Raw genomic sequence first — 22,549 nt, 5'->3', positions numbered from 1 at the left:
TGAAGATTTCAAACTATTTGCAGTGCAAAATTAGATCTTCCCGTGCGGGCAAGACACTGCAAACGGTTCTGTCGCCAATATAAAAGGCGACAGAACCAATTTTATTACGATACCTGCTCGGCAAGACGCTGCGCTTTTTCGACAGCTTCGTCGATCGAACCAACCATATAGAAAGCCGATTCCGGAAGATAGTCATATTCACCGGCGCAAAGTCCTTTAAAGCCTTTGATTGTGTCTTCAAGGGCAACCAGTTTCCCCGGTGAACCGGTGAACACTTCGGCAACGTGGAATGGCTGGGACAGAAAACGTTCGATCTTGCGGGCACGAGCCACAACAAGCTTATCTTCTTCCGACAACTCGTCCATACCAAGAATTGCGATAATATCTTGCAGCGATTTATAACGTTGAAGAATAGTCTGCACCTGACGGGCAACATTATAGTGTTCTTCACCGACAACAAGCGGGTCAAGCATACGCGACGAAGAGTCAAGCGGATCGACAGCGGGATAAATACCCTTTTCAGCAATCGAACGTGACAAAACAGTCGTCGCATCCAAGTGGGCAAACGATGTTGCAGGAGCCGGATCGGTCAAGTCATCGGCAGGGACGTAAATGGCCTGAACGGATGTGATCGAACCTTTGTTGGTTGTTGTAATACGTTCCTGCAAAGCACCCATATCGGTCGCCAAAGTCGGCTGATAGCCCACTGCCGAAGGAATACGGCCGAGAAGAGCGGAAACTTCCGAACCGGCTTGGGTAAAGCGGAAAATATTATCCACGAAGAACAAAACATCCTGACCGTCATCGCGGAAGCTTTCAGCAACCGTAAGACCCGATAGCGCTACACGGGCGCGAGCACCCGGTGATTCGTTCATCTGTCCATAAACCAGAGCACATTTTGAACCTTTTGCAGAACCGTTATGCTCTTTCGGATCGACATTCACATGGCTTTCGATCATTTCGTGATAAAGGTCGTTACCTTCACGGGTACGTTCACCAACACCGGCAAAAACCGAATAGCCACCATGTGCCTTGGCAATATTGTTGATGAGTTCCATAATCAGAACTGTTTTGCCCACACCGGCACCACCGAACAAACCGACTTTACCGCCTTTTGAATAAGGAGCAAGAAGATCAACCACCTTGATACCGGTAACCAGAATTTCCGATTCGGTCGATTGATCGACATAGGCCGGAGCCGGCTGGTGAATGGCGCGCTTTTTATCGGATTGGATCGGTCCGACTTCGTCAACCGGTTCGCCGATAACATTCATGATACGACCGAGCGTTGCTTCGCCGACTGGAACCGAGATCGGTGCGCCGGTATCGACAACTTCCTGACCGCGAACCAAGCCGTCGGTGGTGTCCATTGCAATTGTACGAACTGTATTTTCGCCGAGGTGCTGGGCAACCTCGAGAACGAGCCGATGTCCCAGATTTTCGGTTTCAAGCGCATTCAAGATCTTCGGCAAATGCCCGTCAAACTGAACATCGACAACAGCACCGATGATTTGCGTTACGTGCCCGACAACACCTTTTGTCGTGTCAAGCTTATAGGCATCTTTATTACTGGCAGATGCCGGTGCTGTTTTAGCTGAAGCTGTCGAGGCTGCCGGTTTGGCAGCAGCTTTTGCTGTTACTTTCTTTTCCGCAGCCTTTGTGGCTGCCGTCTTTGGGGTCGCCGCTTTTGCCATCGATCCTTACCTTCCATATTAGAGCGCTTCTGCGCCCGCAATAATTTCTATCAGTTCTGTCGTGATCTGAGCCTGACGTTGACGGTTATAAGTGATCGACAATTTATTGATCATTTCACCGGCGTTACGCGTTGCATTATCCATCGCGCTCATCTTGGCACCCATTTCTCCGGCCCCGTTTTCAAGCAGTGCCCGAAAAATCTGCACTCCGATATTTCGCGGAATAAGCGTATCCAGAATTGTCGCTGCATCAGGTTCATAAATATAAACGGCAGGAACAACAGATTTTTCCTGAATGTCTTCTTCCTCTTCAATTGTAGGAGCAGGAACAAGTTGCTGGGCTGTCGGCTGTTGATTGATGACCGACACAAATTCCGAATAGAACAATGTGCAAACATCAAATTCGCCATTTTTGAACAATTCGATAACTTTTTCAGCAATATTTTTGGCGTGTGAATAGTTAAGATGTTTGGCTTCACGCAAGCTGATATGATCGATAATGTATTGACCGAAATCACGATGCAGAATATCGAAGCCTTTTTTGCCCACAGTCAAAATTTTGACAGTCTTGCCTTCTGCGAGCAGAACTTTGATATGCTCTATCGCATGACGGGCAATCTGTGAATTGAAACCACCGCAAAGCCCGCGCTCCGCCGTGCAGACAATAAGAAGGTGGACATTGTCCTTACCGGTTCCCACCATCAGTTTTGGCGCATCTTCTGCCCCGATACGAGAAGCAAGATCGGTGAGCACCGCAGCCATACGTTGCGCATACGGACGCGCTGCTTCCGCCGCCTCTTCGGCGCGACGCAGTTTCGCCGCAGCGACCATTTGCATCGCACGGGTGATTTTCTGCGTCGCCTTAACCGAGGCGATACGATCTCTAAGATCTTTTAACGAAGCCATTAAACCGTCCCATCATAAGATCAAGAAAAATTCTTGGAATAAGTTTCCAAAACAGTCGTAAGCTTATTCTTCAATTCATCTGTCAACTTTTGCTCGTTACGGATACCATCAAGAATATCCTTGTGATCGGTCCGCATCAATGTCAGAAATCCTTGCTCGAACTTGCTAACCTGATTGACAGCAATCTTGTCGAGATAGCCATTAACACCGGCAAAAATAACAACAACCTGTTCTTCTGTCTTCAACGGTGAAAATTGTGGTTGCTTCAACAGCTCGGTCAGTCGTGCACCACGATTGAGCAAACGCTGGGTCGAAGCATCAAGATCGGAGCCGAACTGGGCAAAAGCCGCCATTTCGCGATATTGTGCAAGTTCACCTTTGATCGAACCTGCAACCTGCTTCATTGCCTTGATCTGGGCAGCAGAACCAACACGCGAAACCGACAAACCGACATTCACAGCCGGACGGATACCTTGATAGAACAAATTCGTTTCAAGGAATATCTGACCATCTGTAATCGAAATAACATTGGTCGGAATATAGGCCGAAACGTCATTGGCCTGTGTTTCGATAACAGGAAGAGCTGTTAGCGAACCCGCACCATGGGCATCGTTCATCTTGGCTGCGCGTTCAAGCAAACGGGAGTGCAGATAGAAGACATCGCCCGGATAAGCTTCACGCCCCGGCGGACGGCGCAGCAACAATGACATTTGACGATAGGCCACAGCCTGTTTCGACAGGTCGTCATAGCCGATCAATGCATGCTTGCCGTTATCACGGAAATATTCGCCAATTGCACAACCGGCAAATGGTGCAATAAACTGCATCGGAGCAGGTTCGGAAGCAGTGGCAGCCACAATGATCGAATATTCGAGTGCGCCACGTTCTTCCAGAGCCTTGACAAAGCGCGCAACGGTCGAACGTTTTTGACCGACTGCAACATAGACGCAATAAAGTTTGTCTTTTTCTTTATTTTCGTCATGTGCCGGCTTCTGATTAAGAAATGTATCAAGCAGAATTGCCGTTTTACCTGTCTGACGGTCGCCGATGACGAGTTCACGCTGGCCACGCCCAATCGGAATAAGTGCATCAATCGCCTTAAGACCGGTCGACATCGGCTCATGAACCGATTTACGCGGGATAATTCCGGGAGCCTTTACATCAACGCGGCGGCGTTCTTTGGCATTGATCGGACCTTTGCCATCAATCGGGTTACCCAAAGCGTCGACGACACGGCCAAGAAGTTCCGGACCGACAGGAACATCAACAATGGTTTTTGTGCGCTTGACCGTATCACCTTCACAAATATCGCGGTCCGAGCCGAAAATAACAACACCGACATTATCAGTTTCGAGGTTGAGCGCCATACCGCGCACACCACCGGGAAATTCGACCATTTCACCGGCCTGAACATTATCCAGACCATAAACACGGGCGATACCGTCACCCACAGACAGAACCTGACCAACTTCGGAAACTTCGGCTTCCTTACCGAAATTTTCGATTTGATTTTTCAGGATTTTAGATATTTCCGACGGTTTAATATCCATCAGCCGACCTCTTTCAGTGCAAGCTTAAGCGAAGACAATTTCGATAAAAGTGACGTATCAATCTGACGCGAACCGAGTCGGACGATAAGACCACCCAATATATCCGGATTTACAGTTGTATGCAGGGTTACATCTTTACCTGCTACACCTTTCAATGTTGCTTTCAGCTCTTTTTCCTGAGCTGAAGTCAATTGTTGTGCCGAAACAACTTCCGCCGATATTTCTCCGCGGAATTTGGCTGCCATAGCATGGTAGGCCGAAACAATGGCCGGCAATACAAAAAGCCGCCGGTTGGATGCTACAACACATAAAAAATTGGCGACATAACGACTGGCCTTATTTTTGTCCATTCCTGCTTCTTTGCACAAAGCAGCCACTGCTTTTTCCTGTTCGACAGATGAAAAAACCGGACTGAAAACCAGACGTTTTAAATCGTCATTTGATTCGATTGATGAAAGGCATGAAGATAGTTCTTTTTCTACAGCATCGACACAGTCGGATTCATGTGCCAGATCAAAAAGTGAAGCAGCATAACGTTCGGCTACTGCAGATGTAAGCGAAGACGACTTTGACACTCTATCCTGTCTTTCCCCTTAGCAGAGAGCTGACATAAAAACTGCCAACTCGGTGATGCCAGATAACTTTTCACGTTGTCGGTATGCAACCGCTATTTAAATATTAAAAAGTTGATAGCCATCTAGCATACACAATTGCGACTCGCAACACCGCAACAGGCTGCTTTTTAAAACTATGCCTTATTTTTTTAATATTTAAGCTACAAAACCGAAAGCATAAACAAAACTGGCTAATGCAAACACTATTTCGATTAATAGCGCAATGACATTAAAGCCAGAAAAGCTTTTGTCAATTATAAATGAAGCAAGCCTTCCTACAATGCAAAAAAATGCTGCTAAAAACAGTGCAATCGCAAGAAATGGCTGGGCAAATAACAGGTAACTTATCCCCAGACCAATTGGTAGGCCACCCATATTTCCCCTTATTGCCGCAAGAAGTGATGCTGATTCTTGTTGCGGGTAGGTCCAGAACATACGCATTGCGACTTTCGGCCAGAAAAAATAGAACAAGCCGACAATCACATATCCCCACGCCACGAGCCAGGCAAGCCATTCTCCGCAAGTTTGGGGAAAGTATAGTTCAATCATGATTACCTGCCTCCAGATCCTGTAAAGCCCGAATTGTGCTTCATTTCCTATAATACCTGCGTTACGATTCTATATGCATGCTTTCGCAAAAAAGAAAACGGGGACAATGATTATTGGGCTGATGGTACAATGAAATTCTCTTCCCCCGACGGATCTTTCAGGCAATTTTCTTGCAACATTTTTTCAATATCCTGAGGAACGGACTTTATTTTTGCAGTATTTGTTTCCCTGAAAGTATCAAATGCCGAAGATGCAACAGTATCGCCCGTTTCAATGAGTGCCTTATCCATCAAAGCATCGTTGTTTTCCATGCGCCCTTCCACCACTTCGGAAGAAAGATCGAGTGCACGTGCAGTTTCCATCATATCGCGACGTTCACTCAATGTTTTTGCCATGCGCGTGGCTACGGGACCAGGCTCTGCCTTGCCATTGATACTCAACCCCTTTTCCAATTGATAAATTTCCTTGAGAATATGATCGTATTGCTGGACAATATTCATATAGACCCATTGTCTTGCCTTACGGGAAGGCTTTTTACAGATCTTCAGCATATTGTTTGCCGGTTCTTCAATCATCGGCATAAACACTTTGTCCGATTCTTTGAGCATACTATAGGCAAAAACAAAAACCGTAACATCGGCACTTTTTTTGTTATTCTGGCTATCGTGGCCAATAACGTCGGAAACAGATTGAGAAAAAACTGTGCTTGTCGAAAGCAGCAAGGCTGATAATACCAATAAAAAACGCATTATCCCGATCCCCTGGATACGATTTGGAACGCCCAAGCTCGACATCTTTTCAAATTCACGCGTTTTCAAACTTACGCGGCTTTCCCTTTTGATGCCGAAGCACCAACATTAAATGAAACTTTGTGGATCAATGTCAACCTGCACACGTATTGTACCACGGATTTTCGGCCCCCTGGCAATCATTGCACGAATGAAAGATTGCATATCGGCACGGCGGCTTCCATGAACAAGCAGCCGGAAGCGATATCTTCCGCGTACCAATGCCAATGGTGCTTCGGCAGGCCCCAGAACCGATATTTCATCTGCCGATGGTGCAGCCTGACGCAAACCGCGTGCATGTGCTTCAGCGGCACTCCGGTTTTCCGATGAAACGATAAGTGCAGCCAGACGCCCGAAAGGCGGAAGGTTATGCCGTGCCCTTTCGTCAATCTCTCTTTTGTAGAAAGCTTCACTATCGCCCGAAATAATAGCCTGCATAACGGGGTGATCGGGCTGATAGGTTTGGATCAATCCCTGACTTTTCAATCCGGTACGGCCTGCGCGACCGGTGACTTGCGACAAAAGTTGAAATGTTCTTTCGGCTGCACGCGGATCGCCATTGGCAAGTCCGAGATCGGCATCAACCACGCCAACCAGTGAAATTCCGGGAAAATGGTGACCTTTGGCAACCAATTGCGTTCCGATGATAATATCGACTTCACCTTTTGCAATTGTTTCAAGCTCCAGCCGCAGTCTTTTGACACCCCCTATCAAATCGGTCGACAACACCAGAATGCGTGCCTCAGGAAAAAGCTTCAACGTTTCCTCGGCAATTCTTTCCACCCCCGGACCACAAGCAACCAGATGATCGAGTGTGCCGCATTCGGGACAAGCTTCCGGTATAGGTTCATGATAGCCGCAATGGTGGCACATAAGTTGCCCGCGAAAGCGATGTTCCACCAACCAGCTTGAACAATTCGGGCATTGGAAACGGTGACCGCAGACACGACATAATGTCAAAGGAGCATAACCACGTCGATTAAGAAAAATAAGGGATTGTTCTTTGCGCTCGATCACCTCGCGCATAGCCAATTCGAGCGGCGGTGACAAAAACCGGCCAGACGGAGGTGCATTTTTGCGCATATCGATAGCGCGCAAATCCGGCATCGCCGCCTGTTTGAAACGGGATGGAAGATGAACCGCGTGATAACGCCCCTGAAGGGCATTGACCTTGCTTTCCACCGACGGTGTAGCGGAAGATAAAATAACCGGAAATTTTCCGAAAGAACCGCGCGCAACTGCCATATCACGCGCATTATAAAAGACACGATCTTCCTGTTTGTAAGCAGTGTCATGTTCTTCATCGACAATAATCAGTCCAAGATTTTCAAAAGGAAGAAACAGAGCAGAACGGGCTCCGGCAACGACTCTTATCCGCCCTTCAATGACCTGTCGCCAGACATGCTCGCGTTGTTTCGGTGTGAGATCGGAATGCCATTCTGCCGGTGGTGCACCGAAGCGGCTTTCAAACCTGTCAAGAAATTGCTGGGTTAACGCTATTTCCGGCAAAAGAATAAGAACCTGTTTGCCTTTTTTAAGCGTTTCCGCAACCGCTTCAAAATAGACTTCCGTTTTTCCCGAACCGGTCACACCATCCAGCAATAAGACTTTGAAACAATCCGCCTCGACGGCATTGATAAGTTCATCAGCGGCCAATTTCTGTGCTGTTTCCAATGACGGACGGGCATAATCGGGATCGGGACAAGCGACCACAGGGGGTGGCGGCATTTCTATTTCTTCAAATAGACCGGAATTTTTCAACCCTTCGACAACACTTGTCGACGTGCCGGCAGCATGGGCAAGCCCCGATTTGGTCCAGGCCATGCCATTTTGTGCAAGTTCCAGAACGCGTTTGCGTGCAGCCGTCATTTTTTCGACTTTGCCACCACAATAGCGCAAGCCCGGAATTGCCGGTTCGGGATCAAATGCCGCCGGAACCCGTAAAACCATACGAGCCACCATCCCCGGAGGGGACAAAGTATAATCCGAAACAAAATGGATAAAGCGCATCATATCCGCAGAAAGTGGCGGACAATCGAACAATCGGGAAATCGGCCGCAATTTTTTTGCTGCCACTTTGTTACTGCTGTTTGCTTCATCGGTCACGAGACCGGCCACTTCTCTTGGCCCCAGAGGCACGCGCACAATCGATCCGGCAGTTACATTCATATCGTCGGGCACAGAATAGCTATAAGCTGTTTCTGCCGGCATCGGTACCAACACTGAAACGGTTTTTGGTGTCTTTGATTCGTTTTTTATCATCGCTCGTAACATGTTGGACTTGCTTTTACATAAAACAATGGACCATAACAGCAAAATCATAGCAATTGCCAAATGCCGGATCGTACCGGAAAACTTGGGAGTCTAAACATGAAATTTTTTGTTGATACTGCTATTATCGAAGAGATTTCGGAACTCAATAATCTCGGACTTGTTGACGGTGTCACAACCAACCCTTCCCTTATTTTGAAATCCGGTCGGGATATTATCGAAGTAACAAAAGAGATTTGTGCACTCGTAGACGGGCCTGTATCAGCGGAAGTGACCGCCAGCGATTTTGACGGAATGATGAAACAGGCGCAAATATTGGCAAAAGTAGCCGACAATATTTGCATCAAGCTTCCGATGACATTTGACGGATTGAGAGCCTGTAAGACTCTGGCCGGAAAAGGACTGAAAACCAATATGACTTTATGTTTTTCAGCCACTCAGGCATTGCTTGCAGCCAAAGCCGGCGCAACCTATGTTTCACCTTTTATCGGACGACTTGATGATCTCGGATTGAACGGCATGGATCTGATTGGTGAAATCCGTACAATTTTTGATAATTATGATTTTAAAACCCAAATTCTTGCCGCCTCTATCCGCACGGTCAATCATGTCAAGGAAGCCGCCCTTATCGGTGCCGATGTCGCGACAATTCCACCTTCAATTTTGAAATTGCTGATAAAACATCCGCTGACCGATAAAGGTCTTGAAATTTTCATGAATGATTGGAAAAAAACCGGCCAGACCATTGCCTGAGCCACGATTTCAACAAAGACAAATAACAATTGAAAGCCCGATTTGCGGCCAAACAAAAGCATTGGAAAAAGCGATTTTCCAATGCTTTTATTTTATCCGGTTTATATTATCCGCTAACATGAAAAATGCGATCCATCCAATTTTGAAACCCGTTTTATGAACGATTGTTTGAGTCCTTGACCAAACATATGATTGAATGATCGGGCTTTTTCCTGTTCATATCATATATTGTCATCCGGATATTTTCTTAAAAAAAACAACAACCCGAATGAACCGGAAGATGATTATATCCGCCATGACATATAAGACTGCATGGCAAGTAAGACCGTTTTGTCAAACCGCTATACTCGCACATGTCGCATATGGCTCTATAAGTGTGAGTATAAATGAATGCATCCGGTTAAACGAATAATTCCACAAAATATCGACCAAGGAAAAGGCGTCGATTTTTCGTCAATCTCTTCAACACTTACGATAGAAGCGGATAACGCCAATCCAAAAAGTTAAAAAATTATCGAATTCAACAGAACAACAAGAGCGCTCGAATTCCGGATGGCGATTTGTAATAGAACAGTGTTTCGCAATGATATAAACAAAACAACCGGAATAGAATTAAAAAATTCCGGCAGATTTTTCACCTGCCGGAACAACGAATCACTTCAACTTCGATACGTCCTGAGCCAGAGACAGGAAGATCTGTTCGGCAAGCTCTTCTGCTGCACGCTTCTTGGCATCCTCTTCGGCTTGCAAGTTTGCATATTCCTGACGAGGACGGTCAAACGAGGCACTGACAGTCCGTGTGCGTTTGGCAAGCGGTTTATTCTTCATATCTTTAAGAACATAGCTTGAACGGCCATCAATAGCACCGGCAGATGCACGGCCCGTACGATCGGTCGAATCGCCAATATCCATCTGGACAGCCGTACGAACAGAATAACTTGTTCCAAGCGACAGTTGGTAAGTCGGCGCGGATGGCTCACCTGCTCCACCATTTAACAAGAAAATCAACCGGTTACGAACCAACTGGTTAAACCGGTCAGTTGGTGCGTCAATAATAACGCCAGACAATTTCGAGCGGATAGACGGCGAAACATTAAGTTGCGCCGTACCATTCGCGTCGCCGTGATAGAGCGGCTGGACAGTACAAGCCGATATAGCAAGCGTTGTCCCCAATAGTACAGCAGTTGTTAAAGGTCTGATGCTATGTAGAATACGGTCAGGCAACAACATTGACGATCCTTTGTGGAACTACAATTATTTTCTTCGGCTTCTTGCCTGCCAGATTTGATTGCACAAAATCGAGCGCAAGAACAGCCTTTTCGATAGTAGATTGATCCGCATTGCGGGCAATTGTCAAATCACCACGCTTTTTCCCGTTAATCTGGATCGGGATAGTTATCTCGTTATCCACAATTAAAGCAGGGTCGTAGTGTGGCCAGGACATCTTGGCAACCAGATCGGTCTCTCCCAAAGCAGCATGACATTCTTCCGCCAGATGCGGAGTCATTGGCGAAATCATGATGATGAAGAAATCCAGAGCCTGTCTGAGTGCCGACCTCTTTTCGTCATCGGCTTGTTCCAGATTCTGTAACTCCGGAGCGAGTTTATTGACGAGTTCATAAAGGCGCGCCACAGCGCGGTTGAAAGCAAGCTTTTCAATGTCATCGGCCACTTTCGCAAGTGTGCGATGCGCCGCTTTGGAAATATCAAGTGCTGCACCCTTTGTTCCGGCTTGCGGTTTGACATGTGCCAATATTTCGGCACTTGACGAAATCAACCGCCAGACACGTTGCACAAAACGGTGAGCACCTTCTGCTCCTGCTTCGGTCCAGATAACATCGCGTTCGGGCGGTGAATCGGACAGCATGAAAAGCCGTGCGGTATCAGCACCATAGGAAGAAATAATATCATCAGGGTCGACAACATTTTTCTTCGACTTCGACATTTTTTCGATTGAACCGATTTCTACCGGACTGCCATCGGAGAGAAGTGTCGCACGACGCACACCATCCTTTTCTACAATCCGGATATCGGCAGGTGCAACCCAACCTTCCTTGTTATGATAGGTCTCGTGAACCACCATGCCTTGCGTAAATAGCCCTTTGAACGGCTCGTCAACATTGACGTGGCCGGTCATTTTCATTGCCCGCATGAAAAAGCGCGAATACAACAAATGCAAAATTGCGTGTTCGATGCCACCGATATATTGGTCGACCGGCAACCATTTCCTGATCGCCTCCCTGTTTGTCGGTTCATTTTCCCGTGGCGCAGTAAAGCGGGCATAATACCACGAGGAATCAACAAAAGTATCCATCGTATCGGTTTCCCGCCGTGCCGGCTTGCCACAATGCGGGCATTTGACAAATTTCCATGTCGGGTGGCGATCAAGCGGATTACCAGGTTTGTCGAATGTGACATCATCAGGCAATTTTACCGGTAAATCGGCACGCGGAACCGGTACATCCCCGCAATCATCACAATGGATAATCGGAATCGGGCACCCCCAATAGCGTTGGCGCGAAATACCCCAGTCACGCAGGCGGAATTGAACTTTCCGCTCGGCTTGCGGACGACCGTTCAACATCTGGCCTGACAAGTGTTTGAGAACTTCTTCAAATGCGGCTTTCGGCTTTAATCCGTCAAGAAAACCGGAATTAATCATAACGCCGTCTTCGGTATGGGCTTCTTCCGTTACAACAAAACTGTCGGGGTCCGCACCTTCTGGCAAAACAACCGGACGTACCGGCAATTCATATTTATTGGCAAAATCAAGATCGCGTTGATCGTGGGCAGGACAGCCGAAAACTGCCCCTGTACCATATTCCATCAAAACGAAATTGGCGACATAAACGGGTATTTCCCATTTATCATCGAATGGATGAACCACTTTCAAACCGGTGTCGAAGCCTTTTTTCTCGGCTGTTTCTATCTCGGCTGTCGAAGTTCCCTTGCGGTGACATTCGTCGATAAAATCTTTCAGTTTCGCATTTTTTTCGGCAAGTTTGCGGGCAAGCGGATGATCGGCAGCAATAGCGATAAACGAAGCACCGAATATCGTATCGGGGCGGGTTGAAAAACACTCGATTTCACTGAAACCGTCTATCGGCGTTTCCTTGGCGATTTCCCAGCGCAACAGCGCACCTTCGGATTTTCCAATCCAGTTGCGCTGCATAACACGCACTTTTTCCGGCCATTCATCAAGACCGTTCAAACCATCCAGAAGTTCCTGACTGAATTTGGTGATTTTGAAAAACCACTGCGTAAGCTCACGCTGTTCGACCAAAGCACCCGAACGCCAGCCGCGCCCGTCAATGACTTGCTCGTTTGCAAGCACTGTATGATCGACCGGATCCCAATTGACCTTGGATGTTTTACGATCAACAAGCCCTTTTTCATACATATCGAGAAAAAGCATCTGCTGGCGATGATAATATTCAACATCGCAGGTTGCAAATTCGCGCGACCAGTCGAGAGAAAGCCCCATGGACTTCAACTGCTTTTTCATGGAAGCGATGTTCTGGTAAGTCCAGTCTTTCGGGTGGACTTTGTGTTGCATAGCGGCATTTTCTGCCGGCATGCCGAAAGCATCCCACCCCATCGGGTGCAAAACATTAAATCCGCGGGCGCGTTTATAACGGGCAACCACATCCCCCATCGCATAATTGCGCACATGCCCCATGTGAATGCGCCCTGAAGGGTAGGGAAACATTTCCAACACATAGTATTTTTCACGCGGGTCATTATTATCAGTTTTGAAAACTTCTTTTTCACCCCAGATTGACTGCCATTTCTGTTCAGTCGCGCGTGGATTGTAGCGTTCGGTTGCCATTACAATTATACTCTTGCAAAATGTGGTCAAAAAACTCAATACGTGCTTCACCACGGATTAAGGAAAGCGTCAACCATTTCTATGCGCTTTTATTCATTAAAATTGATGAAGAAAGGAAAATGACTATGGATGCGGTTATTGCACAATGGCAAAAAGTCAAAGAGAATATCGTCAAAGCGTGCCATGATGCAAAACGTGCGGCTGATGACGTTCAGCTTATCGCTGTGTCAAAAACTTTCGGAGTTGAAGATATTCACCCGCTTCTTGAAGCTGGACAACGTGTTTTCGGCGAAAACCGTGTTCAGGAAGCAGAAAGCAAATGGCCGCAATTGCGCGACGAATTTCCTGATCTCAAACTCCATCTCATCGGGCCGTTGCAATCAAATAAAACAAAAGAAGCAGTCCAGCTTTTTGACGTGATCGAAACGGTTGACAGAGAAAAAATTGCAAAATTTCTTCAAGAAGAAATGTTAAAACAAAACCGGAAGCTCGCCTGCTATGTGCAGGTCAATATCGGGGAAGAGCCACAAAAAGCCGGTATTGCCCCGAACGAGGCAGTCGAATTTGTCAAACATTGCCAAAACGACCATCATCTTGATATTGTCGGCTTGATGTGTATTCCGCCGGTTGGTGAAAATCCCGGCCCCTATTTTGCCCTTCTTGCAAAATTGGCAAAAGAGGCGGGAGTGGAAAAACTGTCGATGGGAATGTCGGCGGATTATGAAACAGCCATTGCCTTCGGTGCCACGAGTGTGCGCGTCGGTTCGGCAATATTCGGTCATCGTCCGCCGATTTCTCACCAATAATCAGCTATCCATGCCGATTCCACCGGCCGCACCAAAGACCTGGCCAGAACAATAGCTCGCTTCTTCTGATGCCAGCAAAACATAAAGGGGTGCAATTTCAACCGGCTGTCCGGCACGTTTCAAAGGTGTTTCGGAGCCGAATTGCGGCAAGGCGTTCATAAGCTGGCCACCGGCAGGTTGCAATGGTGTCCAGAAGGGGCCGGGGGCAACAGCATTGACGCGAATGCCTTTCGGAGCCAGTTGTTTTGCCAGCGATTTGGCAAAAGCAACATTGGCAGCCTTGGTTTGTGCATAGTCAAACAAGGTAGCAGACGGGTCAAATGCCTGAATCGAAGACGTAATAATGATGGAACCACCTGCCGGAATGTGTGGCAATGCAGCTTTTGTTACACGGAAAGGAGCGTAAATGTTGGTTTTCATCGTCTTGTCAAAAGATTCGTCTGTGAGATCGGCAAGAGCTTCCACCGCCTGTTGACGGCCGGCATTATTCACCAGAATATCAAGGCCGCCCAGTTTTTGAACTGCTTCCTCGACCAATTTTTCACAAAAATGCCGATCGGTCAGATCACCGGGAATTGCAAATCCTTTGCGCCCTGCCTGTTCGATAAGTTCGATAACCTCTTGCGCGTCTGATTCTTCTTCTTTCAGATAATTGATTGCAACATCGGCACCTTCACGCGCAAAAGCTATTGCAACCGCTCGCCCGATGCCGCTGTCACCACCTGTAACCAAGGCTTTTCTGCCTAAAAGTTTACCCGACCCTTTGTAAGTTTTTTCGCCATGATCGGCGAGTGGTGTCAACTTTGATGCAAGTCCGGGAGCTTGTTGTTTTTCCGTCGAATAGGGCGGGCGTGAATAGGCATCCAGCGGATTTTTCAATTGAGCCTTTGAAGCAGATCCGGTTGCTGTCTGATGACCTGATTTTTGTGATGAACCATCGGTTCCACTTTTTAATGCCTCTTCACGCGAGAGTATCAGCTTTTCATCCAACATAGCATTTTCCTTTCAAATACCGAACACAACATGAAGTGCCACGACTTCATTGTTTTTAACTACTGCCCGGTCTTTCAAAATCGATGCCTTGGCGAATATTTTCAGTAAAAAAGAAACAAAAATTGACAATTTCTAATTATTTTACTTCGATTTTTTCTAATCATTCACGATAAGTTTTTTAAAAACATCATTTTAAGACTTCCAAGAAGCCGACGATACCATTTAATGTAAATATCAAATACCCATCACAAATGGATATTTCATAAAGAAAGTGTTGCGTGAGGAGAATTGCAGCACGAAAGGAGGAGAAGATGTCGGATAAAGTCTATCCTGTATCTAGTAATATCAAGAAAAATGCCCTGATTGATCGTGAAACATATCTTCAATGGTATGATGAAAGCATAAAGGATCCGGATGCATTCTGGTCGAAACATGGCCGGCGCATTGACTGGTTCAAACCTTTTACAAAGGTAAAAAATACAAGTTTTCGCGGACGCGTATCAATCAAATGGTATGAAGACGGCGTCACAAATGTAACCTATAATTGCATCGACAGGCATTTGAAAAGTCGCGGCGATCAGGTTGCCATGATCTGGGAAGGTGACAACCCCTATATTGATAAAAAAGTCACCTATAAAGAGCTTTACGACAATGTTTGCCGTTTCGCCAATATTTTAAAAAAACGTGGCGTGAAAAAAGGTGATCGGGTTACAATCTATCTCCCCATGATCCTTGAAGCCGCTTATGCAATGCTCGCCTGTGCACGTATCGGCGCTGTCCATTCAGTTGTTTTTGCAGGCTTTTCGCCGGAAGCGCTTGCCGGACGTATTGTCGACTGCGAATCGACCTTTATCATTACGGCCGACCAAGGCGTACGTGGTGGCAAGCCCATTCCTTTGAAAGAAAATGTCGACCACGCGATAGACATTGCCGCACGCCAATATGTTCTGGTCAATCAGGTGATGGTTGTACGCAGAACAGGCGGCAAGATCGGCTGGGCGCCCGGTCGCGATTTCTGGTATCATGAAGAAATGGCCAATGCGAAACCCGAATGCCCGCCAGCGCGCATGAAAGCCGAAGACCCGCTTTTTATCCTTTATACATCCGGTTCGACGGGTAAACCGAAAGGTGTTCTTCATACAACCGGCGGTTATCTTGTTTATGCAGCAATGACGCATGAATATGTGTTCGATTATCATGCAGGCGAGGTTTATTGGTGTACTGCCGATGTCGGTTGGGTGACCGGACATTCCTATCTGGTTTACGGGCCGTTATGTAATGGCGCGACAACCCTTATGTTTGAAGGCGTACCCAATTTTCCCGATCAGGCACGTTTCTGGGAAGTTGTCGACAAGCACAAGGTCAACATCCTCTATACAGCTCCGACCGCCATACGTGCATTGATGGGAGCCGGTGACGAATATGTCGAACGGTCAAAACGGACATCATTGCGCATTCTTGGTTCGGTTGGCGAGCCGATCAATCCGGAAGCGTGGAACTGGTTTTATAATAAAGTCGGTGACGAGCGTTGCCCGATTGTCGACACATGGTGGCAAACCGAAACCGGTGGTCACATGATTACGCCTTTACCCGGTGCAACCGACCTCAAACCGGGATCGGCAACACTCCCGTTTTTTGGTGTCAAACCCGAACTGGTTGATAATGAAGGTGAAGTACTGGAAGGCGAAAATGACGGTAATTTGTGCATTATCGATTCGTGGCCCGGCCAAATGCGAACCATTTATGGCGATCATAACCGGTTTGTCGAAACCTATTTTTCTACCTATAAGGGGAAATATTTTACCGGCGACGGTTGCAGGCGGGATCATGACGGATATTACTGGATAACCGGTCGTGTCGATGATGTTCTCAATGTCTCTGGCCATCGCCTTGGAACAGCCGAAGTCGAATCGGCACTTGTTTCCGATCACAGCGTTTCCGAAGCTGCGGTTGTCGGTTATCCGCACCCGATCAAAGGACAAGGAATTTATTGCTATGTAACATTGATGGAGGGTGTTGCACCGACTGACGAATTGCGCCAGCACCTTGTCAAACATGTCAGAAACGAAATCGGACCGATCGCCACACCCGATAAAATCCAGTTTGCACCGAGTCTGCCGAAAACGCGTTCAGGCAAAATCATGCGAAGAATTTTACGCAAGATCGCCGAAGACGAATTTGAAAATTTAGGCGACATTTCAACACTTGCCGAACCACAAGTTGTTGAAGATCTGATAGCCAACCGTTTGAACAAGAAGCCGGTTTAAAACAAAATCACCGGATAATTCCGGTTATATTGACCACAATCGCTCACGGGCGCACCAATTGGCTGAATAGCAACGCTTTTTTCGCCCGTGGCGGTTAAACGCACTTGAGTATCGCGCGCATTGTATCGCCTGTGGCGCTTGCACTTGCATATCCCCTTCATTGTATCGCTTGCGCACATAATATCATTTACGCACATTGTGTTCCCTTTCGCACATTGTGTTCCCTTTCCCGCATTGTATTCTCTGGCATATTGTATTCTCTGGCGCATTGGCAGCCGATGTGTATTGCAACATAACTTGCAATCAACGACCAAACCGGTCATAAATGCGCAAAATTCATGACAGAATGCAGAGCCTGCGAAATAGTCACGCTTATAATTTCAAAAAGATATGAAGTGCATGGGCGGCTGAAAATTCGCTTATTGATTTTCATGAAACCATCATCCGGGAATGATCCCCGTGAACGTGTCGATCCGGTTCAATTTTTAAAAAAATCGAAAATTATAAAATGCACAAAAAGCCGGTAACGTAAGCACCGTTTCATGCGCGCAATTCAATCTTCGACATTGCCGGTTATACCCGAAATCGAAGACCATGTTTAAAATTGAAGATTATATCTGGAATTTACGCTTATGTCTGAAATCGACGGTACTGTCTGAAATTGAACAAGGCCATCACGATTTAAAACAGCCTATGTCAGGTTTTGAATAATTGTTTTGTTGTTCAACACATCAAACACACATAGCGACCGGAGTCGTGCTTCAAAAAAAACGTTATACCGAAAAATCGGCGTCACTTTTTTCCATTTTCCGTCATGAGGCGGGCTGCATCGTCGGCAATGCGTTGTTCCTCATCCGTGGGGATTATGAACGCGGCAATTGGGCTATCAAGCGTTGTTAGCCGTGATTGATTGGCATTATTGGCTTGATAGTCAATCTCGATGCCCATCCATCGCAATTGTTCCAAAACCGCTTCGCGAATTTCAGGTTGGTGTTCACCAATACCGGCGGTGAAAATAATTGTATCCAACCCTTCCAAAGTTACCGCCAAACGTGCGATTTCCTGCGCAATACGCAAGGTAAAAACATCAAGAGCCTGTTTTGCCTGTTCCAATTTCGACGCCACCAGATCACGACAATCGGCACTGATACCGGACATACCGAGTAGGCCGCTCGAATGGTAAAGCATATATTCCATGTCACTGACACTATGACGCTTGTTACGCAAGAGATGAATGAGAACCCCCGCATCCAACGCCCCACAACGCGTTGCCATAGGCACACCGTCAAGCGTTGTAAAACTCATGGTCGTTTCGGCACTTTGTTGATTTTTCAATGCGCAAAGACTGGCACCGCTTCCAAGATGTGCCACAACGACATTTTTTATTCTGACATCTTTTGGCAATTTTGGCAGTTGTTCCGAAATATAGTGGTAGGAAAGCCCATGGAAACCATATTTCTTGATGCCGCGGTTATGCAGAATGCGGGGAATGGCAAAACGTCTCACCCGGTCACTCTGCCCCTGATGAAAGGCTGTATCGAAAGAGGCCGTTTGCATAAGTGCGGGATAAAGTTTTTTAACAAGATAAATCAGCCGGAGATTTGCCGGTTGATGAAGCGGTGCAAGCGGAATAAGTGATTCCATATAATCAAGCGTCTTATCATTAACGATACAGGCATCCCTGAAAATATCGGCCCCATGAACAATCCTGTGACCGACCGCTTTAATATCTCCGATGTCCATTCTTTCGGTCAGCCAACCGAAAACACGGCCGAGCATTTCTTTGTCATCGGCTTTTTCAGGAAGCGGTGAAGCCGCTATTTGTTCGCCGGTTTTTTCAATACGAAAAGAAAAGCAATTGCGCCTAAGATCAATAGAACCTTTACCCAATTGTTCCGCGTGGCCATTATTATTTTCATAAAGCCCCACCTTCAAGGATGAAGAGCCGGAATTGAACGTTATGATCCGGTTATTCATGATGCGCCTTCTCCAACTTGAACCGCCGCTCGACCATGATTTTTGCAAGTGCTGCAGACGCAAGCCGCACGGCCACTTTATCCGATCGGCTGGTAAGAATAATGGGAACACGCGCACCGAGAACCAGTCCGGCCGCACCGGCATCGGCAAAATACATCAATTGTTTGGCAAGCATATTTCCTGCTTCAAGATCCGGTACCAGAAGAATATCGGCTTTACCGGCCACAGGTGAAACAATGCCCTTTATTTCGGCGGCCTTCAAATTGATTGCATTGTCGAATGCCAACGGCCCGTCAACAATGGCGCCGGTGATTTGTCCGCGCATCGACATAACAGTCAAAGCTGCCGCGTCAAGTGTAGCGGGCATTTTTGAATTGACCGTTTCCACCGCAGCAAGCACGGCTACCAGAGGCTTTTCAAGCCCCAGAATGCGCATGAGATCAACCGCATTCTGGATAATATCGCGTTTGTCATCAAGATCGGGACGAATATTGATTGCCGCATCGGTAATAAGAAGCGGTTTGGGATAAGCAGGAATATCCATTGCATAAACATGACTGATACGACGCTCTGTCCGCAACCCGGATTGTGCGCTTACCACAGCGCCCAAAAGTTCATCGGTGTGAAGCGACCCTTTCATCAGCGCCTGAACTTTTCCGCCTGCTGCCATTTCAACCGCTTTCTGGGCTGCCGCGTGGCTGTGCTCGGTCGGTACTATTTCCAAGCCTTCAATTTCAACACCGGCTTCTTTTGCGGCATTACGAATTTTAGCTTCCGGCCCGACAAGAACCGGTTCCAGAAATTTTTCCTGCCAGGCCTCGATGGCTGCAAGCATTGCTTCTTTTGAACAGGGATGAACGATAGCCGTTTTAATAGGAGGAAGGTTACGTGCCTGTTCGAGATAAGAATCATAACGTCCGTGTTTTTTTGTTACCATTTTCAAATCCTTCCACTACAGAACGCCACTTTTGAAACAGTCACAATTGTCTGCGGTGCAATGACCAAAGAACAAGATCGGACTTTGATCTGCCGTTTCTTTTTATAACTTCAAACTCAACATGCGTAAGGTCTATTGTCAAACATATTAGCAGAGTTTCACTATTTATATTTGGCAATAAAAACAAACGTATGAAAAACAAATCCCGTATATAAGGATAAGAATTCAGGCCGCTTTATGTTATTTTCAAGCCTGATAAATTGTCACTTCCCCGATGAGCGACTACTCGAATGTCAAGCAAATCGGGATTTTTCCGGATGAGAGAGAACGCAAAGGTTTTGCCTGCCGGTGGCGACGGGTTACATTGTTGCGCGAAAAATGATCGCGTTCATTCGCTATTAAACGATGAGAAGTTGATGCCATTTGTTTCATCGACAATATTGTTACCAATGTTGCAATAATCATGATGATGTTGAACAACATTTACATGTTTCAACTTGTTGGCATGTTTCAACTTGTTGGCGACAAATACACTCTCTATGCGGATCGTTGGAAAAAAGCTAATCGCACCGGCACTAAAAATTTGAATTCATTCTTATATAAAATATAAAATGTTATCTATATAATATAAAATTCATATCTATTTTTAATTACGAAAAAAACAAAATATTTCTACATAATATATATTTAAATTGTTTAAATTTACAAAATTTTTACAATAAAGAATGATATATGTTTTATCAATTCAATACTTTCAAATAAAATCAAAAATAGAAATATAAACACTATAAGAATCAAAAAATATTAATTTTTTCCGGAAGAAGCTGAATTGAAAATTGCAAGGGGGACAGAACCTATCCGGTGAATATACACTGCGTCTTTCAGCCGGTAACCGAAAAATAGCCTTTAATAAGTTATCTGTCTAAATTTTTATCATTGATTTTCAAATAAACTCGCATGATAAACAGTTAACAAAGCTGCTATTCAATGATATAATTTTTCATGGGAAAAGCGGGATGACGCTAAAGGCCTTCAGGTACATGATTGTATTTTCGGGTTATTGAAACGGAGTCTGTGTAATCACGATGAAACGTGTTGAAAAACAGGAGTGGCGTAACCAACTTATTCTCGACAATGCCTTGGATTATGCAATATTGACGGCGGATATGAATGGGCTGATTGTGAGCTGGAGTCCGGGTGCAGAAAAACTGTTCGGCTGGAAACCTGGAGAAGTAATCGGTCAGCCGCTGGACATTCTCTTCACCGAAGAAGACCGGCTGAACAAGCTACCCGAAACCCGCCAACAAATGGCGAGTCTTCATCGGATTGATGCCGTTGAACGTTTCCACCAAAGAAAAGACGGTACGACTTTCTGGGCATCGGGTGACCTGCAAGCTCTTTATAGCGATGATGGAAAACAACAAGGTTTTTTAAAAATTGTCCGTGACCGGACCGACGAACAATTACATTCCGAATCATTGCGTCTGAGTGAAGAACGTCTACGACTGGCTCAACAGGCAGCCGGTATTGGCGCATTTGAAATTGATCGTGATCGCAATATGATCGAGGCGACACCGCAATTTTTGAAGCTACTCGGTTTTAAAGAAAGTTCCGAACTTCCACTCGATGACTTTTATTCTGTGATTGTGGATAGTCCACGACAAATTGCAAAGCAGATGTTGCAAACACGGCAGGACGAAAGCCTGATTACGCATCTGGAGTTCCAGATCAAAAGGGCTGATACCAAACAATTACGCTGGATCGGCTATTGGGCAGAAGCCGCACCTAAAGATGTCGGCAAGTCTATGAAACACCGGATCTTGGGCGTTTTGCAAGATATTACCGAAAGACGGGAAGCGCAGGAAAAGCAGGCAATTCTTTCCAGCGAGCTTGCCCATCGGGTTAAAAATATTTTGGCAATTGTGCAAAGCATTGCCAATCAGACGCTGACCGAAGCAACATCAATGACAAAAGCTTTGCAGGATTTTTCTGTGAGGCTGAATGCACTTGCACATGCGCAGGATATTTTGACGCAAGGCGCAACCAATAGTGCCGACCTCAAACAAATTGTCGAAAGCAGCCTTGATATTCACGACAAAACCAAAAACCGGTTTGTTGTATCCGGCCCACCGGTTGCCTTATCACCACAAACAGCTCTTTCCATGGCTTTGGCACTTCATGAATTGAGTACCAACGCCGTCAAATATGGGGCACTTTCGTCAAAAACCGGAATTATAGAAATTATCTGGACACTTGATAAAAACGAGTTCCATTTTTCCTGGCGCGAAAGAGGTGGTCCGACAGTTCATGCGCCAACCAAATTGAGCTTCGGTAGCAAATTGATTACACGGCTTTTGCCCGCCCGTTTTAATGGACATGCCAATCTGAGTTATGCTCCCGAAGGTTTTTCCTTCGAGCTTTCAGCGCCCCGTACACCGGATAATTTCCCTCCTCAATAAAGGGAACACATAAAAATCAACAATTATTCGGGTAAAACTTCAAAATCGCTTGGTGAACAGGGTAACAACCTCATTGCTTCCGCCGTCTGAAACTTCTTCAAATGATGTTTCGCTCACTTCACCATTTTTATTCTGCAACAATCTTTCAACAACAAT

16 protein-coding genes and 1 pseudogene are annotated in these 22,549 nt (G+C 46.3%); 4 read left to right on the top strand and 13 right to left on the bottom strand.

What is annotated here, in order from left to right; genetic code table 11:
* Window positions 1–104: 104 nt before the first annotated feature.
* From atpD to H3S94_RS04760, 7 genes are all read right to left on the bottom strand, one after another.
* Complete coding sequence (gene atpD / locus H3S94_RS04790) at window positions 105–1,694, bottom strand: F0F1 ATP synthase subunit beta (RefSeq protein ID WP_077994074.1); 1,590 nt, start codon at window positions 1,692–1,694, stop codon at window positions 105–107.
* 18 nt (window positions 1,695–1,712) lie between these two features.
* On the bottom strand, window positions 1,713–2,600 hold the full coding sequence (locus H3S94_RS04785; RefSeq protein WP_077994076.1) for a F0F1 ATP synthase subunit gamma: 888 nt from the start codon (window positions 2,598–2,600) through the stop codon (window positions 1,713–1,715).
* A gap of 20 nt (window positions 2,601–2,620) precedes the next feature.
* A complete protein-coding gene (gene atpA / locus H3S94_RS04780; protein WP_077994078.1) occupies window positions 2,621–4,150 on the bottom strand; it encodes a F0F1 ATP synthase subunit alpha in 1,530 nt (509 codons plus the stop codon).
* Window positions 4,150–4,725 (bottom strand): F0F1 ATP synthase subunit delta, encoded by a 576-nt coding sequence (locus H3S94_RS04775; RefSeq protein WP_077994079.1) that lies wholly within the window; start codon window positions 4,723–4,725, stop codon window positions 4,150–4,152. The genes atpA and H3S94_RS04775 overlap by 1 nt, the downstream gene beginning before the upstream one ends.
* A 195-nt stretch (window positions 4,726–4,920) precedes the next feature.
* Window positions 4,921–5,313 (bottom strand): DUF4345 family protein, encoded by a 393-nt coding sequence (locus H3S94_RS04770; protein ID WP_077994081.1) that lies wholly within the window; start codon window positions 5,311–5,313, stop codon window positions 4,921–4,923.
* A gap of 110 nt (window positions 5,314–5,423) precedes the next feature.
* On the bottom strand, window positions 5,424–6,062 hold the full coding sequence (locus tag H3S94_RS04765; RefSeq protein WP_149866704.1) for a hypothetical protein: 639 nt from the start codon (window positions 6,060–6,062) through the stop codon (window positions 5,424–5,426).
* A gap of 108 nt (window positions 6,063–6,170) precedes the next feature.
* The gene (locus H3S94_RS04760; protein ID WP_369805698.1) at window positions 6,171–8,423 is read right to left on the bottom strand and encodes a primosomal protein N'; all 2,253 of its coding nucleotides are present in this window, start codon (window positions 8,421–8,423) and stop codon (window positions 6,171–6,173) included.
* A gap of 48 nt (window positions 8,424–8,471) precedes the next feature.
* On the opposite strand from H3S94_RS04760, the gene fsa reads away from it, so the two are divergent.
* Window positions 8,472–9,125 (top strand): fructose-6-phosphate aldolase, encoded by a 654-nt coding sequence (gene fsa, locus H3S94_RS04755; RefSeq protein ID WP_198240409.1) that lies wholly within the window; start codon window positions 8,472–8,474, stop codon window positions 9,123–9,125.
* A 654-nt stretch (window positions 9,126–9,779) separates the two neighbouring features.
* On the opposite strand, the gene lptE is transcribed toward fsa, so the two are convergent.
* Window positions 9,780–10,355, bottom strand: a complete 576-nt coding sequence (gene lptE, locus H3S94_RS04750) for an LPS assembly lipoprotein LptE (protein WP_077994086.1) — start codon at window positions 10,353–10,355, stop codon at window positions 9,780–9,782.
* Window positions 10,342–12,954, bottom strand: coding sequence for a leucine--tRNA ligase (gene leuS, locus H3S94_RS04745; protein ID WP_198240408.1), 2,613 nt, complete (start codon window positions 12,952–12,954; stop codon window positions 10,342–10,344). Before leuS ends, lptE begins: the two co-directional genes overlap by 14 nt.
* Before the next feature lie 125 nt (window positions 12,955–13,079).
* On the opposite strand from leuS, the gene H3S94_RS04740 reads away from it, so the two are divergent.
* Window positions 13,080–13,760 (top strand): YggS family pyridoxal phosphate-dependent enzyme, encoded by a 681-nt coding sequence (locus H3S94_RS04740; RefSeq protein WP_198240498.1) that lies wholly within the window; start codon window positions 13,080–13,082, stop codon window positions 13,758–13,760.
* Here H3S94_RS04740 and H3S94_RS04735 read toward each other — a convergent pair whose 3' ends face one another.
* Window positions 13,761–14,753: an SDR family oxidoreductase gene (locus tag H3S94_RS04735; RefSeq protein WP_198240407.1), complete on the bottom strand. Its 993-nt coding sequence runs from the start codon at window positions 14,751–14,753 to the stop codon at window positions 13,761–13,763.
* A 311-nt stretch (window positions 14,754–15,064) separates the two neighbouring features.
* On the opposite strand from H3S94_RS04735, the gene acs reads away from it, so the two are divergent.
* Window positions 15,065–17,020: an acetate--CoA ligase gene (gene acs, locus H3S94_RS04730; RefSeq protein ID WP_198240406.1), complete on the top strand. Its 1,956-nt coding sequence runs from the start codon at window positions 15,065–15,067 to the stop codon at window positions 17,018–17,020.
* Window positions 17,021–17,812: 792 nt separating this feature from the next.
* Here acs and H3S94_RS04725 read toward each other — a convergent pair.
* The 3 genes and pseudogenes from H3S94_RS04725 to H3S94_RS04715 form a co-directional block, all read right to left on the bottom strand.
* The gene (locus H3S94_RS04725) at window positions 17,813–18,997 is read right to left on the bottom strand and encodes an acetate/propionate family kinase (protein ID WP_198240405.1); all 1,185 of its coding nucleotides are present in this window, start codon (window positions 18,995–18,997) and stop codon (window positions 17,813–17,815) included.
* Window positions 18,990–19,922, bottom strand: a pseudogene (locus H3S94_RS04720) (bifunctional enoyl-CoA hydratase/phosphate acetyltransferase); the annotation flags it as partial. The pseudogene H3S94_RS04720 and the gene H3S94_RS04725, both read right to left, overlap by 8 nt.
* A gap of 294 nt (window positions 19,923–20,216) precedes the next feature.
* Window positions 20,217–20,417, bottom strand: a complete 201-nt coding sequence (locus H3S94_RS04715) for a hypothetical protein (protein ID WP_198240404.1) — start codon at window positions 20,415–20,417, stop codon at window positions 20,217–20,219.
* 602 nt (window positions 20,418–21,019) lie between these two features.
* Between H3S94_RS04715 and H3S94_RS04710 the strand changes: the two genes are divergently transcribed.
* Window positions 21,020–22,393, top strand: a complete 1,374-nt coding sequence (locus tag H3S94_RS04710; RefSeq protein WP_077994107.1) for a sensor histidine kinase — start codon at window positions 21,020–21,022, stop codon at window positions 22,391–22,393.
* Window positions 22,394–22,549 lie beyond the last annotated feature (156 nt).

This window comes from Bartonella sp. B10834G3 (assembly GCF_016102505.1).
Taxonomy (GTDB): Bacteria; Pseudomonadota; Alphaproteobacteria; order Rhizobiales; family Rhizobiaceae; genus Bartonella; species Bartonella choladocola.
The sequence above is the reverse complement of the archived record's forward strand: the minus strand, read 5'-3'. Positions and strand labels throughout refer to the sequence as shown.

Excerpts from the sequence above, each read along its gene's own strand:
- atpD (WP_077994074.1), bottom strand. The coding sequence starts at position 1,694 with ATGGCAAAAGCGGCGACCCCAAAGACGGCAGCCACAAAGGCTGCGGAA.
- H3S94_RS04785 (WP_077994076.1), bottom strand. The coding sequence starts at position 2,600 with ATGGCTTCGTTAAAAGATCTTAGAGATCGTATCGCCTCGGTTAAGGCG.
- atpA (WP_077994078.1), bottom strand. The coding sequence starts at position 4,150 with ATGGATATTAAACCGTCGGAAATATCTAAAATCCTGAAAAATCAAATC.
- H3S94_RS04770 (WP_077994081.1), bottom strand. The coding sequence starts at position 5,313 with ATGATTGAACTATACTTTCCCCAAACTTGCGGAGAATGGCTTGCCTGG.
- H3S94_RS04765 (WP_149866704.1), bottom strand. The coding sequence starts at position 6,062 with ATGCGTTTTTTATTGGTATTATCAGCCTTGCTGCTTTCGACAAGCACA.
- H3S94_RS04760 (WP_369805698.1), bottom strand. The coding sequence starts at position 8,423 with ATGATTTTGCTGTTATGGTCCATTGTTTTATGTAAAAGCAAGTCCAAC.
- fsa (WP_198240409.1), top strand. The coding sequence starts at position 8,472 with ATGAAATTTTTTGTTGATACTGCTATTATCGAAGAGATTTCGGAACTC.
- lptE (WP_077994086.1), bottom strand. The coding sequence starts at position 10,355 with ATGTTGTTGCCTGACCGTATTCTACATAGCATCAGACCTTTAACAACT.
- leuS (WP_198240408.1), bottom strand. The coding sequence starts at position 12,954 with ATGGCAACCGAACGCTACAATCCACGCGCGACTGAACAGAAATGGCAG.
- H3S94_RS04740 (WP_198240498.1), top strand. The coding sequence starts at position 13,080 with ATGGATGCGGTTATTGCACAATGGCAAAAAGTCAAAGAGAATATCGTC.
- H3S94_RS04735 (WP_198240407.1), bottom strand. The coding sequence starts at position 14,753 with ATGTTGGATGAAAAGCTGATACTCTCGCGTGAAGAGGCATTAAAAAGT.
- acs (WP_198240406.1), top strand. The coding sequence starts at position 15,065 with ATGTCGGATAAAGTCTATCCTGTATCTAGTAATATCAAGAAAAATGCC.
- H3S94_RS04725 (WP_198240405.1), bottom strand. The coding sequence starts at position 18,997 with ATGAATAACCGGATCATAACGTTCAATTCCGGCTCTTCATCCTTGAAG.
- H3S94_RS04715 (WP_198240404.1), bottom strand. The coding sequence starts at position 20,417 with ATGTTGTTCAACATCATCATGATTATTGCAACATTGGTAACAATATTG.
- H3S94_RS04710 (WP_077994107.1), top strand. The coding sequence starts at position 21,020 with ATGAAACGTGTTGAAAAACAGGAGTGGCGTAACCAACTTATTCTCGAC.